Below are 15094 nucleotides of genomic sequence, written 5' to 3'. Positions count from 1 at the left end.
CAGATCATGCTGTCAGGTTTCAGTGCAGAAATCCTCGCACGGGTGCAATTCGCATTCACGGTATCGTTCCACATCATCTTTCCCGCCTTTTCGATCGGTCTGGCCAGTTTCCTCGCGGTGCTGAACGCGCTTTGGCTCAGGACGGGAAACCCGACCTACCGGGCGCTGTTCGACTACTGGAAAAAGATTTTCGCCGTCGCATTCGGCATGGGCGTCGTATCGGGGATCGTCATGTCCTACCAGTTCGGCACGAACTGGGCGGTATTTTCGGACCGGACCGGCCCCGTGCTCGGGCCGTTGATGGCCTATGAGGTGCTGTCGGCATTCTTCCTCGAGGCCGGTTTCCTGGGCATCATGCTGTTCGGGCGTGAACGCGTTGGCAACGGGCTTCATATGTTTGCCACGGCGATGGTGGCGTTTGGCACGCTGATGTCGGCCACATGGATTCTGAGTGTGAACAGCTGGATGCAGACGCCCGCTGGCTACAGCATCAACGAGCTGGGCCAGTTCGTGCCGGAAAACTGGCTGGAAATCGTGTTCAACCCGTCGTTTCCTTACCGCCTGCTGCACATGGTGCTGGCCGCATATCTGACGACCGCCTTTGTGGTGGCGGGCGTGGGTGCCTGGCACCTACTCAAGGACCGCACGGACGCCGCCGCACGCAAGATGTTTTCCATGGCGATGTGGATGGCGCTGCTTGTCACGCCGCTTCAGATTGCGGCGGGTGATTTCCACGGCATCAACACGCTGGAACACCAACCGGCCAAGGTGATGGCGATGGAAGGCCATTATGACAGCCACCCCGATGGTGCGCCGCTGATCCTGTTCGGCATCCCCAACCCCGCGGAAAAGCGGATCGACTATGCCGTCGAGATCCCCAAGCTGTCGTCGCTGATCCTGAAACACGATCTGAATGCGCCCTTGGACGGTCTGGATACGATTCCGGACGCGGATGAACCGCCCGTGCCGATCGTGTTCTTCAGCTTTCGGGTGATGGTGGGCATCGGGTTCGCGATGCTGGCCGTGGGTATCTGGGGCGGTGTGCAGCGCTATCGCAAGCGGCTGTACGATTCGACCCTGCTGCACAGGACAGCCGTGTTGATGGGGCCTGCAGGTTTCATCGCCGTGCTGGCCGGCTGGATCACCACCGAGGTCGGGCGCCAGCCCTTTACCGTCTACGGCGTGATGCGCACATCCGAGAGCCTGTCGCCCATCGCGGCACCCGCCGTCGCGGCATCGTTGATCGCCTTCATCGTGGTTTACTTCTTCGTATTCGGGGCCGGCACATTCTACATCATGCGCCTGATGGGCAAGGACGTGGGCGCGCCCAAAAACCTCGAAGACAACGGCCCGACCCGCACCGCCGGGATCACGCCGGTCCAGCAGGTGGACCGCGGCAACCTCGCACCGGGAGAATGACCAATGCCTGACGTTATCTTTGAACTGTCGTTCATCTGGGCGGGGATCATCGCCTTTGCGGTTCTGGTCTATGTCATCCTTGACGGTTTTGATCTGGGGTTGGGTATTCTGTTTCCCTTTGCCCATACGGACCGCGATCGGGACGTTATGATGAATTCCGTCGCCCCCGTCTGGGACGGAAACGAAACCTGGCTGGTGCTGGGTGGTGGCGGTCTGTTTGCCGTGTTTCCGCTGGCCTATGCCATCGTCATGCCTGCGCTTTACATGCCCATCATCATCATGTTGCTGGCGCTGGTGTTTCGGGGTGTCGCCTTTGAATACCGGTGGAAAACCGTGCGCTGGCGCAGGGTATGGGACTCTGCGTTCTGCGGCGGCTCTGCTGTCGCGGCCCTGTGCCAGGGCATCGCCCTGGGTGCGCTGGTCCAGGGGATCGAGGTCGACGGCCGTGCCTATGGCGGCGGCTGGTGGGACTGGCTGACGCCATTTTCGATCGCCACCGGTGTGGCCGTGGTCTGCGGCTATGCGCTGTTGGGGGCGACCTGGCTGGTGATGAAAACCAGCGGCGGCGTCAGTCACCGCATGCGCGATCTGGCCAAACCGCTTGCGATCATCACACTGGTATTCGTGGCGGGCATCAGCGTCTGGACACCATTTCAGGACCCCGAATACTTTGGCCGCTGGTTCAACTGGCCAGGCACGCTTTATACCTCGCCGGTGCCCATCGCCTTGGTCGTCGCGATTTACCTGCTGTTTCACGGTTTGGCGACCGGGCGGGACAAGACGCCCTTCTTTGCCGCCGAAGCCATTTTCGTCCTGGCGTTCATCGGGATCGGGATCAGCTTTTATCCAAACATCATCCCCCCTGCCCTGACGATCAGAGAGGCCGCCGCCCCTGACAGCAGTCTACTGTTCGCGCTGGTGGGCACGGTCATCCTCGTGCCGATCATCCTGGGCTACACGGCTTATGCCTATTGGGTGTTTCGCGGCAAGATCGACCCCGAAGAAGGCTATCACTGATGGCAAAGAGCCCGGCCTGGAAACGTGTCGCATGGTTTGTCGCGATCTGGGTCGCCTCGGTGGCGGCCCTGACCGTCGTCGCCTATGCGATCCGACTGGCGATCGTGTAAATCCGCTTGCCAATACCATGCGCCGGGCGCAATCGTGACGCCAGACTTTGACCGTGAAAGGACGCCCGATGTTCGAGAATCACCTGCCTACCGAAGAGCTTCAGGCGCTGGATGCGGCTCATCACATGCATCCTTTCACCGATGGCAGTGCGCTGAACAAGAAAGGCGCGCGCGTCATCACGGCGGCCAAGGGCGTGTGGCTGACCGACAGCGACGGCAATCGCATTCTGGACGCGATGGCGGGGCTGTGGTGCGTCAACATCGGCTATGGTCGTCCCGAAATGGCCGAGGCCGCCAAGCGGCAGATCGAACAACTGTCGTTTTACAACACGTTCTTTCAAACCACGCACGTTCCGGCCGTCACATTGGCAGCCAAGCTGGCACAGATTGCCCCCGGCGACCTGAACCATGTGCATTTCGCCAATTCCGGGTCAGAGGCGAATGACACCAACCTGCGCCTTGTGCGGCATTATTGGGCCGCCAAGGGCAAGCCGACGAAGCGTATCGTGATTGGCCGTTGGAATGGATATCACGGGTCCACGATGGGATCAGGCAGTCTGGGCGGCATGAAATTCATGCACGCACAGGGCGGCATGCCGATCCCCGACGTCGCACATATCGAACAGCCCGACTGGTGGATGCAGGGCGGCGACAGCGATCCGGCAGATTTCGGGCTCGCACGGGCCAAGCAGCTAGAGGAAAAGATACTTGAGTTGGGTCAGGACAACGTGGCGGCGTTCATCGCGGAGCCGATCCAGGGATCTGGCGGTGTCATCGTGCCGCCCGCAACTTACTGGCCTGAAATCCAGCGCATCTGCGCGCATTACGACGTTCTGCTGATCGCGGATGAGGTCATCACAGGCTTTGGCCGCACCGGCAAATGGTTCGGCAGCCAGACGCTGGATCTGCGTCCCGACATCATGACCATCGCAAAGGGGATGTCATCGGGTTACGCGCCCATTGGCGCATCGCTGCTGTCGGACGACGTGGCGAACACGATCAACGAGGCGGGCGAATTCAACCACGGCTACACCTATGCGGCACATCCGCTGTCGGCCGCACTTGCGCTGGAAAACATCCGCATCCTCGAGGATGAAAAGATCGTCGATCACGTGGCGAATGTCGCAGCGCCCTACCTGCGCGAAAAGTGGGAAGGCCTGATCGACCACCCGCTGGTCGGTGACGCCAGCATCGTGGGTCTGATGGGATCAATCCGCATGACACCTGACAAGGCGGCACGCGCGAAATTCAAATCCGACGAGGGCACGGCAGGGTACATCTGCCGCGAACGCTGTTTCGCCAACAACCTGGTCATGCGTCACGTGGGCGACCGCATGGTGATTTCACCGCCACTGGTCATCACCAAGGCGGAAATCGACCAGTTCATCGACCGCGCCGTGCAGTCGCTGGACGAGACACATGCGAAACTCAAGGCCGATGGCTTGATGGTAGCCGCCTAACTGGCTAACCTTCATACGACTCGTGTGGGAGAACCGGTAACACCCGGTGCCGAAGGCGCAACCGCCCCGGAAACGCTCAGGCCACAGGACCACAGGGGTCTTAACACTCTGGAGAGTGGCACCTTTCGTGCCCGCCGACGGGATAGCGATCTCAGGCAAACGGACAGAGGGGGCATCAGGTCGCGTACGCGGCCCAGGATGCCCGTGCGCGCCACGGCGAAAGGACCGCTTTGGACGAAAACCGCAAGACACCGCTCTTTGATCTGCATGTTGCCCTCGGGGGCAAGATCGTCGGCTTTGCCGGGTACGACCTGCCCGTGCAATACACGGGCGTTCTGCCCGAACACCTGCACACACGAACCAAGGCGGGATTGTTCGACGTCAGCCATATGGGCCAATGCGTGGTCGCGGGACCATCGTACGCGGCGGTCGCACAGGCGCTGGAGTCGCTGATTCCCGTTGATATTGCAGGCCTTGCGGATGGGCGTCAGCGGTATGGATTTCTGACCAACGACGCAGGCGGTATCCGCGACGACCTGATGCTGGCACGGCGTGGGGACAGCGTGTTCATGGTCGTCAACGCCGCCTGCAAGGCCGCCGACATCGCCCATATCCGTGCGCATCTGCCGGACGGCGTGAAACTGACAGAGGTGACGGACCGCGCCCTGCTGGCGCTGCAAGGACCGCTGGCAGAGAATGCCCTGGCCACGCTGAACCCCGCCGCCCGCTCCATGCGGTTCATGGACGTGATCGACATGGCACTGGCCGGGGTGACCTGCTGGGTGTCACGGTCCGGTTATACCGGCGAGGACGGCTATGAAATTTCGGTGCCCGCCGCGCAGGCCGAACCGCTTGCAGTTGCGTTGCTGGACCTGCCCGATGTGGCACCCATCGGGCTGGGGGCCCGCGACAGCCTGCGGCTGGAGGCCGGACTTTGCCTGTATGGCCACGATATCGACGACACCACGACGCCCGTTGCCGCTGGCCTGACCTGGGCGATCCAAAAGGTCCGCCGCCCCGGTGGTGCGCGCGCAGGCGGCTATCCCGGCGCGGATATCATCGGTGCCGAACTGGCAGACGCCCCGCCCACGGCACGGGTCGGTCTGCTGCCTGACGGGCGTGCGCCCATGCGCGAGGGTGTGGAGATCTTTGCCGATGCAGATGCGCAAACACCAATCGGGCGCATCACCTCTGGCGGATTCGGGCCGACGGTTCAGCGGCCAGTTGCCATGGCCCTGATCGACCGGGGGTTTGCCGCCCCCGGCACGGCCCTATGTGCGGAACTGCGGGGCAAACGCCTGCCCGTCACCGTGGCCGCGATGCCGTTTACCCCCGCCAATTTCAAACGCTGAAAAGGATCAGACCCCATGTTGAAATTCACCGAAGAACACGAATGGCTGCGCGTCGAGGATGACCTTGTCGTGGTCGGCATCACCGAACATGCCGCCACGCAGCTGGGCGATATCGTGTTTGTCGAACTGCCGGACGAAGGCGCCGTGGTCGTCAAGGACGACGAGGCTGTCGTGATTGAATCGGTCAAGGCCGCGTCCGACATCCTCGCCCCGCTATCGGGCGAAATCGTCGAGGTGAATACCACGCTGAACGATAACCCCGGCCTGGTGAACGATGATCCCATCGGCGACGGCTGGTTTTTCAAGATGTCGGTCGAGGACATGTCCCAGCTGGACGAATACCTCGACGAGGCCGCCTACAAGAAACTGATCGGATAGGATGAATTCATGACCTACACGCCGACGGACTACCTGCCCTATGACTTTGCGAACCGCCGTCACATCGGCCCCTCACCCGAAGAGATGGAAGCCATGTTGCAGACCGTCGGCGCGCCCTCGCTGGATGCGCTGATCGACGAAACCCTGCCTGCGGGAATCCGGCAGGCCGAACCGCTGGAATTCGGCAAACCCAAATCGGAAAGCGAACTGCTGTGGCACATGCAGCAGGTCGCGAAACAGAATACCGTGCTGACGTCCCTGATCGGTCAAGGCTACTACGGCACGGTCACGCCGCCGGCGATCCAGCGCAATATTCTGGAAAACCCGGCCTGGTACACGGCCTATACGCCCTACCAGCCTGAAATCTCTCAGGGCCGGCTGGAGGCGCTGCTGAATTATCAGACCATGATCAGCGACCTGACGGGTCTGGAAATCGCCAACGCATCCCTGCTGGACGAGGCCACGGCCTGCGCCGAGGCGATGACGATGGCGCAGCGTGTCGCCAAGTCCAAGGCATCTGCGTTTTTCGTCGATGAAAACTGTCACCCGCAGAACATCAACGTGATCCGCACGCGGGCCGAACCGCTGGGGATCGATGTGATCGTCGGTGACCCCGATGCGCTGGATGCAACGGCGGTCTTCGGTGCGATTTTCCAGTATCCCGGAACCCACGGTCACGTGCGGGATTTCACAGCGCAAATGGCAGCCTTGCACGCGGAAAACGCGGTTGGCATCGTGACGGCCGACCCGCTGGCGCTGTGCCTGCTGAAAGAGCCCGGCGCGATGGGGGCAGATATCGCTGTCGGATCGACCCAGCGCTTTGGCGTGCCAGTCGGTTACGGCGGTCCGCATGCGGCCTACATGGCCACAAAACAGGCCTATGCACGCAGCATGCCGGGGCGGATTGTCGGCGTCAGTGTCGATGCCCATGGCAACCGCGCCTACCGTTTGTCGCTGCAAACGCGCGAACAGCACATCCGCCGGGAAAAGGCGACTTCGAATGTCTGCACGGCACAGGCGCTGCTGGCGGTGATGGCGGGCTTCTACGCCGTGTTTCACGGGCCCGAGGGACTGAAAGCCATCGCGCAGCGCATTCACCGCAAGACGGTGCGCCTTGCCCGCGGGCTCGAGGACGCTGGCTTCAAGGTCGAGCCGGACGCGTTTTTCGACACCATCACGGTCGAGGTCGGTGCCCTGCAGCGCGGGGTGATGCAAGCGGCCGTCAACGAGGGCATCAACCTGCGCCGCGTGGGCAAGACCAAGGTCGGCATTGCAATGGATGAACGCTGCCGTCCGGCCACGATCCGGCAGGTCTGGCGTGCCTTTGGCATTCAGGATCGCGACACCGATCTGACGGCGGATTACCGCATGCCAGATGCGATGATCCGCCAGACCTCCTATCTGACGCACCCCGTGTTCCACATGAACCGGGCGGAAACGGAAATGATGCGCTACATGCGCCGTCTGGCCGACCGTGATCTGGCGCTGGACCGTGCCATGATCCCGCTGGGGTCCTGCACGATGAAACTGAACGCCGCAGCCGAGATGATGCCGATTTCCTGGCCCGAATTCGCGTTGCTGCATCCCTATTGTCCCAAGGATCAGGCACAGGGTTATACCCATATGATCGAGGACCTCAGCGCAAAGCTGTGCGACATTACCGGGTATGCCGCCATTTCGATGCAGCCGAATTCCGGCGCACAGGGCGAATACGCGGGGCTGTTGACCATCGCGCGCTGGCAAAAGGCGCGTGGCGAGGGTCATCGCAACGTCTGCCTGATTCCCGTGTCCGCGCATGGCACCAACCCCGCCAGCGCTCAGATGGTCGGCTGGAAGGTCGTCGTCGTCAAATCGGCGGACAACGGCGACATTGATCTGGATGATTTCCGGGCCAAGGCCGAATTGCACGCCGAAAACCTTGCGGGCTGCATGATCACCTATCCCAGCACCCACGGCGTGTTCGAGGAAACGGTGAAAGAGGTCTGCGACATCACCCATGCGCATGGCGGTCAGGTTTATATCGACGGTGCCAACATGAACGCCATGGTCGGCTTGTCCCGCCCCGGCGATCTGGGGGGCGATGTCAGTCACCTGAACCTGCACAAGACGTTTTGCATTCCCCACGGCGGCGGAGGCCCCGGCATGGGCCCCATCGGCGTCAAGGAGCACCTGATCGACCACCTGCCCGGCGACCCCAATACGGGCGAAGGCGCTGTGGCCGCTGCCGCCTATGGGTCGCCGTCGCTGCTGCCGATTTCCTGGGCCTATTGCCTGATGATGGGCGGCGCGGGTCTGACGCAGGCCACGCGGGTCGCGATCCTGAACGCCAACTATATGGCCGAACGGCTGTCGGGGGCGTTTGACGTGCTCTACCGTGGTAAATCCGGGCGCGTGGCGCATGAGTGCATTCTGGACACCCGGCCCTTTGCCGAACACGGGATCACCGTCGACGATATCGCGAAACGTCTGGTCGACTGCGGGTTCCACGCCCCCACGATGAGCTGGCCCGTCACAGGCACGCTGATGATCGAACCCACGGAAAGCGAGACCAAGGCAGAACTGGACCGGTTCTGCGATGCGATGCTGGCGATCCGTGCCGAAATCGACATGGTCGCCAGCGGCGAGATGGACCCGGTCAACAACCCGCTGAAAAACGCGCCTCATACGGTCGAGGATCTGGTGGGCGATTGGGACCGTCCCTACACCCGCGAACAGGGGTGCTTCCCACCCGGCGCATTCCGCGTCGACAAATACTGGCCACCCGTGAACCGGGTCGACAATGTCTATGGCGACCGGAATTTGTTGTGCACCTGTCCGCCACTCGAGGCCTACGCCGAAGCGGCCGAGTGACATCAACAAAAAGGGCCGCCCGATCCGAGCGGCCCTTTTTAACGTTCGTCTATCGCTTGGATCAGGCGTGCGCCTTGCCACCGATCAACGCCTCATCGGGTTCGGCAGCACCGGTCATGTAGGCCACCGCGTCCGACATCGAATGGTTTTTGGGATCAATGACGCACAGGCGCTTGCCAAGACGGTGAACGTGAACACGGTCTGCGACCTCGAACACATGGGGCATGTTGTGGCTGATCAGGATGATCGGAATGCCACGCGACCGCACATCCTGGATCAGGTCCAGCACGCGGCGGCTTTCCTTGACGCCCAATGCCGCCGTCGGTTCGTCCAGTATGATGACGCGACTGCCAAAGGCCGCGGCCCGCGCCACAGCGACACCCTGACGTTGACCACCAGACAGTGTTTCCACCGCCTGATTGATGTTCTGGATCGTCATCAGGCCCAGTTCGGACAGTTTTTCGCGGGCGAATTTCGCCATCGCGGGTTTATCGAGCTGACGGAACACCTTGCCCATGATGCCGGGCTTGCGCAGTTCCCGCCCCATGAACAGGTTGTCGGTGATGGACAATGCGGGTGACATTGCTAACGTCTGGTAAACCGTTTCGATACCAGCCTCGCGGGCATCCAGCGGCGTCGCGAAATTCACGCGCTTGCCGTCCAGATGCACCTCACCCTCGTCCGGGACCACGGCACCGGACAGCGCCTTGATCAAGGTCGACTTGCCCGCACCGTTGTCACCGATCACGGCAAGGATTTCGCCCGGGTAGAGTTCGAAATCGCAGTGATCCAGGGCCGTGACGCGCCCGTAGCGTTTGACCAGATTGCGGCCAGTGAGAATGGGATCGGTCATGATGATACCTTTCTGATCCATTGGTCGATTGCGACAGCACCGATGATCAGCACGCCGATCAGCAGGTAGGTCCATTGGGCGTCAGCCCCCGCCATACGCAGGCCCATTTCGAACACGCCGACGATCAGCGCGCCCAGGAACATGCCCACGATGCTGCCGCGTCCGCCAAAGAGTGAGATGCCACCGATCACCACGGCCGTGATCGACTGGATGTTGCCCAGGACACCGGTCGAGGCCGAAGGCGTGATCGACCCGAACCGGCCCACCATGACCCAGGCCGCAATCGCGCAGAACAATCCGGCCAGCGCATAGACCTGAATGAGGATCATGTCGGTTTTCACACCCGCCAGACCGGCGGCATCAGCGTCGTCACCAACGGCATAGACGTGGCGGCCCCAGGCCGTCGACCGCAGCACATAGGCCATGACAGCCACCAGCACGATCAGCAGAACGACGGCAAAGGTCACCCGTGCGTCAAAAATTTCGAAGGTATTGCCCCAGAACTGCATGATCGGGGCGGTTTCCTCGATGTCACGCGACCGGATCGTTTCGTTGCGCGAAAAAATGTAGTTGGTCGCAAGGAAAATCTGCCATGTCCCCAGCGTGGTGATAAAGGGCGGGATTTTCATCTTGGCCACAAGGAAGCCGTTGATCGACCCCATGACCGTGCCGGCGATCAACGCGATCATGACCGACAACTCGCCGGGCACGCCGTAGCGGAACGTCAGCTGTCCCATCAAAACCGTGATCAGCACAGCCATCGCCCCAACGGACAGGTCGATGCCTGCGGTCAGGATGACGAGCGTTTGAGCGATGCCGAGCACACCAACGATGCCGATCTGCTGGAAGATCGTCGACAGCGTGCTGACGCGCATGAAGTTCGAATTGATGATGCCGAAAACAATGACTGCAACGATCAGCACCACCAGTGGCACGATGGCCGGCGTCTGGTGCAAGATGTGCTGAAGGTGCCCCAGCGGACTGCGCTTTGGCGCTTCGAATTGCGCCAGCGTGTCGGCCTTGCCGCCGCGGGTTTTTTGCTCATAGTCCTGTGTCTGGGTCATTCCATGCTCTCCCCGTGATGAAAAACGGGCGGCACAGGGCCGCCCGCTTCAGGATGTCGGATTAGGGATTTAGCCCCAGCAACGATCTGTGCCTTCGGCAACGTCGATGCTGTCGACGCCGTCAACCGGCGCGCCAGTGACCAGGCTGACGCCCGTGTCAAAGAAATCCTTGCCTTCGGTCGGTGTCGGCACGGTGCCGTCTGCTGCGAATGCGGCAATCGCCTCGATACCCAGCGATGCCATGTCCAGCGGATACTGCTGGGCCGTTGCGCCGATGACGCCGTCAGCGACGTTCTGCACGCCGGGGCAACCGCCGTCGACGGACACGATAAGCACGTCGTTTTCACGGCCGATGGCGCGCAGCGCCTCGTATGCACCAGCCGCGGCAGGTTCGTTGATGGTGTAGACCACGTTGATCTCCGGATCCTGCGCCAGCAGGTTTTCCATAGCGCGGCGACCGCCTTCTTCGTTGCCTTGCGTCACGTCGTTGCCGACGATGCGCGGATCGGTTTCATCGCCCCACATGTTGGGGTCCATGATGTCGATGCCAAAGCCCTGAAGGAAACCCTGGTCGCGCAGAACACCAACGGTCGGCTGGCTGACGTCGAGGTCGAGCATCGCGATCTTGGCGTTTGCAGCCTCGTCGCCCAGCGTGGCGGCAGCCCACTGGCCGATCAGTTCACCTGCAAGGAAGTTGTCGGTTGCGAATGTCGCGTGTGCGGCATCGGCGGGGTCCAGCGGCGTGTCCAGTGCGATGACCAGAATGCCGGCTTCTTTGGCCTGCTCCAGCACGGGCACGATGGCCGAAGTGTTGGACGCCGTGATCAGGATACCGGATGCGCCGTCGGCGATGCAGGTTTCGACAGCAGCGACCTGCGTTTCGTTGTCGCCGTCGACCTTGCCCGCAAAGGTCATCAGGCTGATGCCCAGTTCTTCGGCCTTGGCCGTCGCACCTTCGCGCATCTTCACAAAGAACGGGTTCGTGTCCGTCTTGGTGATCAGGCATGCGGTTGTTTCAGCATGCGCTGCTGCATAGGCGACGCTGGTGGTCGACAGCAGTGCAAGCGCAGTTCCAGTAAGCAGTTTTTTCATCTTCCCCTCCCAAGGAATGAGGCTACCTTGCCATTGATGCGGACCGGATGATCCGCACCACTGTCACCACTCAAGAGCATGGTTGACGATTCGTCAACACGGATAAATCAACTTGATTTACTAATTTTACTGCTCAATACCTTCAGGTGGGGGAATTATTATGACTCATGAAGATTCACGCGCTCAGACGACCGGACGAAACCAAAGCGCTTTGCGCGATCACAATGAGCGACTGATCCTCACCAAGCTGTCACGACAGGGGCCCATGCCAGGCAGTGAAATATCGCGCGTCACCGCCCTGTCACCACAGACGGTTTCTGTAATCCTGCGCGAACTGGAACAAGACGGCATGCTGACGCGCGGGAAACCGATGCGCGGCCGGGTTGGCAAACCGTCGATCCCGATGGAATTGTCCAAGAACGGTGCCTATTCGATCGGGGTAAAGATCGGACGCCGCAGCGCGACTGTCGTGCTGACCAACATTCTGGGCGAAGTTCTGTTGAACCGCAGCGTGCGCTATGACTACCCCATACCGGGGCCGATCATGAAATTCCTGGACGAAGCGCTGACGCAGATCCGGACACAACTGGGATCGCGCGACTGGGACCGCATTGCAGGGATCGGTATTGCGAAACCCTATGAAATATGGGCCTGGCATGACACGATCGGTGCCCCGCAACGTGATCTGGATCTCTGGCGCGATTTCGATTTCGCCGACAGTCTGGGTCAGATCTGCGACCTCGATGTCTTTGTCGAAAACGACGCGACCGCAGCCAGTCAGGCGGAACATCTGTATGGTGCTGGCCGCGCTTGGTCGCATTACGCCTATTTCTTTGTCGGCACCTTTATCGGCGGTGGCGTGGTGCTGAACGATGCGGTTTTCGAAGGCCCCTTCGTCAACGCCGGTGCGTTCGGATCGCTGCCCGTCAGGACCGCGACCGGCGAGACCCGGCAGCTGATCGATACAGCCTCACTCTATTTGCTGGAGGATCGGATTCGCGCCACGGGCAGCGACCCTTCGGCCATCTGGCAAGACCAGTCGGACTGGTCACAGTTCGGACCCATCATCGAGGACTGGATCGCACAGACCGGCACGCAGCTGGCATTCGCCGCGCTGAGCGTGTGCTCCGTCATCGATTTCGAAGCCATCGTGATCGACGGGTCCATGCCCGGTCGCGTGCGCGACGGACTGGTGGCGCGAGCGCGGCAGGAACTGGAAACGCTCGACACGCGGGGCCTGCACGTCCCGCAGGTCGTTGCAGGTGCGATCGGACCGCAAGCCCGCGAAATGGGGGCCGCCGCGATACCGATCCATGCCAAACACTTTCTGGCGTTGCATGCGGGCGATGTGGCCTGACGGTCAGGCCGTGTCTGCCTTGAGGATGGCCGCCTCGCTTTGGGTCAGCAATCGCCGGGCCGCATCGCCGTAAAGCGCGGTATCGACCGCGAGGTCCGGCAGGCGGTCGAACAGCCGGTCCCTGTCGCCATCATCCATCGCCCCCATCGGAGTGTTATCAGGATGAAAGCTCTCGGTTGCGACACCATTGGCAAAGACGATTTCATGACGGGGCAGCAGCATATGGATATATGTCACCGCACGATGCCCGTGTTCGCGCATGATCGTCCGATCGTTGATCAGGTCCCGCGCCGCGACGAGCACCTCGTCACTGTTGAACAGCGCGCGGGCCTGCGGGCCACGCAGTACCATCCGGTGATCGGGGGAAACCAGCAGCCCCTCGTCCGGGACCTCTCGGTCCAGCGACCCGGCCTTTAACCTGACGGGCGCGAGATCGGGGACCGCCCTGATCCGCGCACCGCTGACCCGCCGTGACGCCAGCCACAGGATTTCCGCAGGTCCATTATCCTGGGTCTGCACCACATCGCCTTCGGACAATGACGCGACATCGCGCGGGCCATGGGGTGTGCGGATCATGGTTCCGGGGGTAAAGCAGATGACCCCGCGCGGCACGCTCTGCACTTCGGCGCGCAGGCGCGCATCGACGCCGTGGCGCACGATCCACAGCTCGGTCTGGCGCGGCGGAATATCGTCCAGGAACATGACCAGTGGCTTGCGCCCTGCCCCGCGCGGGATCAGCGTGATTTCCCACACCTTGTAGCCGTCCGTTACCGTCATCGACGTCTTGAACAGTGGATCGCGCAAGATCGGAATGTCTGCCGCGGGCGCAACCTCTGCTGCATCCAGTAGGCGCCGCACCGTGGGTGCCGCACGCTTGCGCAAATCTGCCTGTTCCTCTGATCGTCCCAACGGCAGAACGGCACTGGGGCCGTCCACACGCACCGGCACACCGGTCCACGACCAGATCGCACCAACACGCACATGATCAACCGGCGGCGATTGCAGCCCGTCAAGTTCCATTTGCGACCAGGGAATGACAAACGTGCCACGAAAGCCCGTTTTCATACCTGTTACCTTGCCTCAATCGGCCGCATCGTTGATCGCGCGGTCCTGATACAGGTCAGGTTAGCCGCCACGCACTTGTCGATCAAGTGGGCGGTGCGGCACTGTGGCAATCCGGTATCAGAAGGAAAAGTTGAGCCTGACAGACCCCACGACCTGCCCCTCGGGCTGTTCGTCGAATTCGCGCGACAGATAGGTTGCCCCATAGAACAGCGACAGACCCGGGTGCGGCTGCCAGTTGACGCCCGCGCGGGCACGGGACCGCGTGTCACTGGCGTGGTACCCCTCGTCCTCGGGCAGGAAATTGCTGCCGGCAACGCTGGCGATGTCACCACCCAGCACAAAACCAACTCCGGACCCCGTTCCCATGGCCCCGGGATACAGCTGTCCCGTAACGACGTCCCGCACCAGCAGATCGTCCTGACCCACGCGCCCGACAATCAGATCGGCACCGATGCGGGCAATATCCTCGGTCCCCAGTTTTGCCTCGACGAAAGGCCGGATCGTCGCCTGATCGCCCAATTGGTAGGTCCGCCGCAATTCGCCAGTGACGTCCAGAAAGACATCATCGTCGAGTTGCGGATCGTTCAGCGGCACCTGAAGCCCAAAGGTGTCGTGATAGAATTCCTGAAAATCGTCCATGCCTGTCTGCGGCCCGACAAGGACCACATCGGCCCCCACACTGGCATCGGTGCCTGACAGGTCGAAATGCGTATGCGCCCCGGCGGACAGCAGACCGACGTAGGGCCTGCCGCGCGTGCCGCTGTCAGGCGCGATGATTTCAGCCCGCAACCGGTATTCCAGCACATCACCAAAGGGTTGCAGCGCCCCATCATGCGGCCGCGGCGCACGCAGATGGCTGTAGACATAGGACCCTGTGCGCCAGCGGTCACTGCCGTCGCCGATCGCGTCGTTCGAGAACAACCGCCCGTTTCCAATACCCTGCCGGTCCTGCAAAAGGTCCTGTGACAAGGCTGGCGTCGCACAAGTCAGTGCGGACAGGATCAAGGCGTGCAGGGTGTAATTCATGGTGTCGCTTCTGCAGGGAGGATCGTTACGTGATAGAAGTGTGAACCGAGT

General features: G+C 61.6%; 13 protein-coding genes and 1 riboswitch. Of the genes, 8 read left to right on the top strand and 5 right to left on the bottom strand.

Translation table 11 applies throughout. The features are described from left to right. Positions 1 to 6 precede the first annotated feature (6 nt). The 7 genes from BMX27_RS11655 to gcvP all read left to right on the top strand — a co-directional run bounded on the left by BMX27_RS11655 (position 7) and on the right by gcvP (position 8586). The gene (locus BMX27_RS11655; RefSeq protein ID WP_090159977.1) at positions 7 to 1419 is read left to right on the top strand and encodes a cytochrome ubiquinol oxidase subunit I; all 1413 of its coding nucleotides are present in this window, start codon (positions 7 to 9) and stop codon (positions 1417 to 1419) included. Between the two features lie 3 nt (positions 1420 to 1422). Further along, on the top strand, positions 1423 to 2436 hold the full coding sequence (gene cydB / locus BMX27_RS11650; protein WP_090159976.1) for a cytochrome d ubiquinol oxidase subunit II: 1014 nt from the start codon (positions 1423 to 1425) through the stop codon (positions 2434 to 2436). Beyond that, a complete protein-coding gene (locus BMX27_RS11645; protein ID WP_090159975.1) occupies positions 2436 to 2546 on the top strand; it encodes a DUF2474 family protein in 111 nt (36 codons plus the stop codon). The genes cydB and BMX27_RS11645 overlap by 1 nt, the downstream gene beginning before the upstream one ends. A gap of 68 nt (positions 2547 to 2614) precedes the next feature. Then, complete coding sequence (locus BMX27_RS11640) at positions 2615 to 4006, top strand: aspartate aminotransferase family protein (protein ID WP_090159974.1); 1392 nt, start codon at positions 2615 to 2617, stop codon at positions 4004 to 4006. Between the two features lie 15 nt (positions 4007 to 4021). Continuing rightward, positions 4022 to 4108, top strand: a riboswitch (glycine riboswitch). A gap of 128 nt (positions 4109 to 4236) precedes the next feature. After that, entirely contained in the window at positions 4237 to 5358 is a 1122-nt protein-coding gene (gene gcvT / locus BMX27_RS11635) for a glycine cleavage system aminomethyltransferase GcvT (protein WP_090159973.1), read from the top strand. An 18-nt stretch (positions 5359 to 5376) separates the two neighbouring features. Continuing rightward, on the top strand, positions 5377 to 5736 hold the full coding sequence (gene gcvH / locus BMX27_RS11630) for a glycine cleavage system protein GcvH (protein ID WP_090160029.1): 360 nt from the start codon (positions 5377 to 5379) through the stop codon (positions 5734 to 5736). A 9-nt stretch (positions 5737 to 5745) separates the two neighbouring features. Next, positions 5746 to 8586 carry an aminomethyl-transferring glycine dehydrogenase gene (gcvP, locus tag BMX27_RS11625; protein WP_090159972.1) on the top strand — a complete coding sequence of 947 codons (2841 nt, stop codon included), beginning with the start codon at positions 5746 to 5748 and terminating at the stop codon, positions 8584 to 8586. A 61-nt stretch (positions 8587 to 8647) separates the two neighbouring features. Here the strand turns inward: gcvP and BMX27_RS11620 are convergent, their stop codons facing one another. The 3 genes from BMX27_RS11620 to BMX27_RS11610 form a co-directional block, all read right to left on the bottom strand. Continuing rightward, a complete protein-coding gene (locus BMX27_RS11620) occupies positions 8648 to 9439 on the bottom strand; it encodes an ATP-binding cassette domain-containing protein (RefSeq protein WP_056037545.1) in 792 nt (263 codons plus the stop codon). Next, positions 9436 to 10503: an ABC transporter permease gene (locus BMX27_RS11615; protein ID WP_090159971.1), complete on the bottom strand. Its 1068-nt coding sequence runs from the start codon at positions 10501 to 10503 to the stop codon at positions 9436 to 9438. The genes BMX27_RS11620 and BMX27_RS11615 overlap by 4 nt, the downstream gene beginning before the upstream one ends. Before the next feature lie 69 nt (positions 10504 to 10572). Then, positions 10573 to 11595: a sugar ABC transporter substrate-binding protein gene (locus BMX27_RS11610; protein ID WP_090159970.1), complete on the bottom strand. Its 1023-nt coding sequence runs from the start codon at positions 11593 to 11595 to the stop codon at positions 10573 to 10575. A gap of 160 nt (positions 11596 to 11755) precedes the next feature. Here BMX27_RS11610 and BMX27_RS11605 point away from each other — a divergent pair, with 160 nt between their 5' ends. After that, entirely contained in the window at positions 11756 to 12952 is a 1197-nt protein-coding gene (locus BMX27_RS11605) for an ROK family transcriptional regulator (protein ID WP_090159969.1), read from the top strand. A gap of 3 nt (positions 12953 to 12955) precedes the next feature. On the opposite strand, the gene BMX27_RS11600 is transcribed toward BMX27_RS11605, so the two are convergent. Then, positions 12956 to 14017 carry a Hint domain-containing protein gene (locus tag BMX27_RS11600; protein ID WP_090159968.1) on the bottom strand — a complete coding sequence of 354 codons (1062 nt, stop codon included), beginning with the start codon at positions 14015 to 14017 and terminating at the stop codon, positions 12956 to 12958. A gap of 117 nt (positions 14018 to 14134) precedes the next feature. After that, positions 14135 to 15043 (bottom strand): lipid A-modifier LpxR family protein, encoded by a 909-nt coding sequence (locus BMX27_RS11595; protein ID WP_090159967.1) that lies wholly within the window; start codon positions 15041 to 15043, stop codon positions 14135 to 14137. Between the last annotated feature and the right edge of the window lie 51 nt (positions 15044 to 15094).

The sequence above is a fragment of the Loktanella sp. DSM 29012 genome (assembly GCF_900110705.1).
Lineage (GTDB): Bacteria > Pseudomonadota > Alphaproteobacteria > Rhodobacterales > Rhodobacteraceae > Loktanella > Loktanella gaetbuli.
Note: the sequence above shows the minus strand (reverse complement) of the source record. Positions and strands in the feature narration are given on the sequence as shown.

Coding starts and splice junctions, on each gene's coding strand:
- BMX27_RS11655 (WP_090159977.1), top strand. CDS start 7: ATGCTGTCAGGTTTCAGTGCAGAAATCCTCGCACGGGTGCAATTCGCA.
- cydB (WP_090159976.1), top strand. CDS start 1,423: ATGCCTGACGTTATCTTTGAACTGTCGTTCATCTGGGCGGGGATCATC.
- BMX27_RS11645 (WP_090159975.1), top strand. CDS start 2,436: ATGGCAAAGAGCCCGGCCTGGAAACGTGTCGCATGGTTTGTCGCGATC.
- BMX27_RS11640 (WP_090159974.1), top strand. CDS start 2,615: ATGTTCGAGAATCACCTGCCTACCGAAGAGCTTCAGGCGCTGGATGCG.
- gcvP (WP_090159972.1), top strand. CDS start 5,746: ATGACCTACACGCCGACGGACTACCTGCCCTATGACTTTGCGAACCGC.
- BMX27_RS11620 (WP_056037545.1), bottom strand. CDS start 9,439: ATGACCGATCCCATTCTCACTGGCCGCAATCTGGTCAAACGCTACGGG.
- BMX27_RS11615 (WP_090159971.1), bottom strand. CDS start 10,503: ATGACCCAGACACAGGACTATGAGCAAAAAACCCGCGGCGGCAAGGCC.
- BMX27_RS11610 (WP_090159970.1), bottom strand. CDS start 11,595: ATGAAAAAACTGCTTACTGGAACTGCGCTTGCACTGCTGTCGACCACC.
- BMX27_RS11605 (WP_090159969.1), top strand. CDS start 11,756: ATGACTCATGAAGATTCACGCGCTCAGACGACCGGACGAAACCAAAGC.
- BMX27_RS11600 (WP_090159968.1), bottom strand. CDS start 14,017: ATGAAAACGGGCTTTCGTGGCACGTTTGTCATTCCCTGGTCGCAAATG.
- BMX27_RS11595 (WP_090159967.1), bottom strand. CDS start 15,043: ATGAATTACACCCTGCACGCCTTGATCCTGTCCGCACTGACTTGTGCG.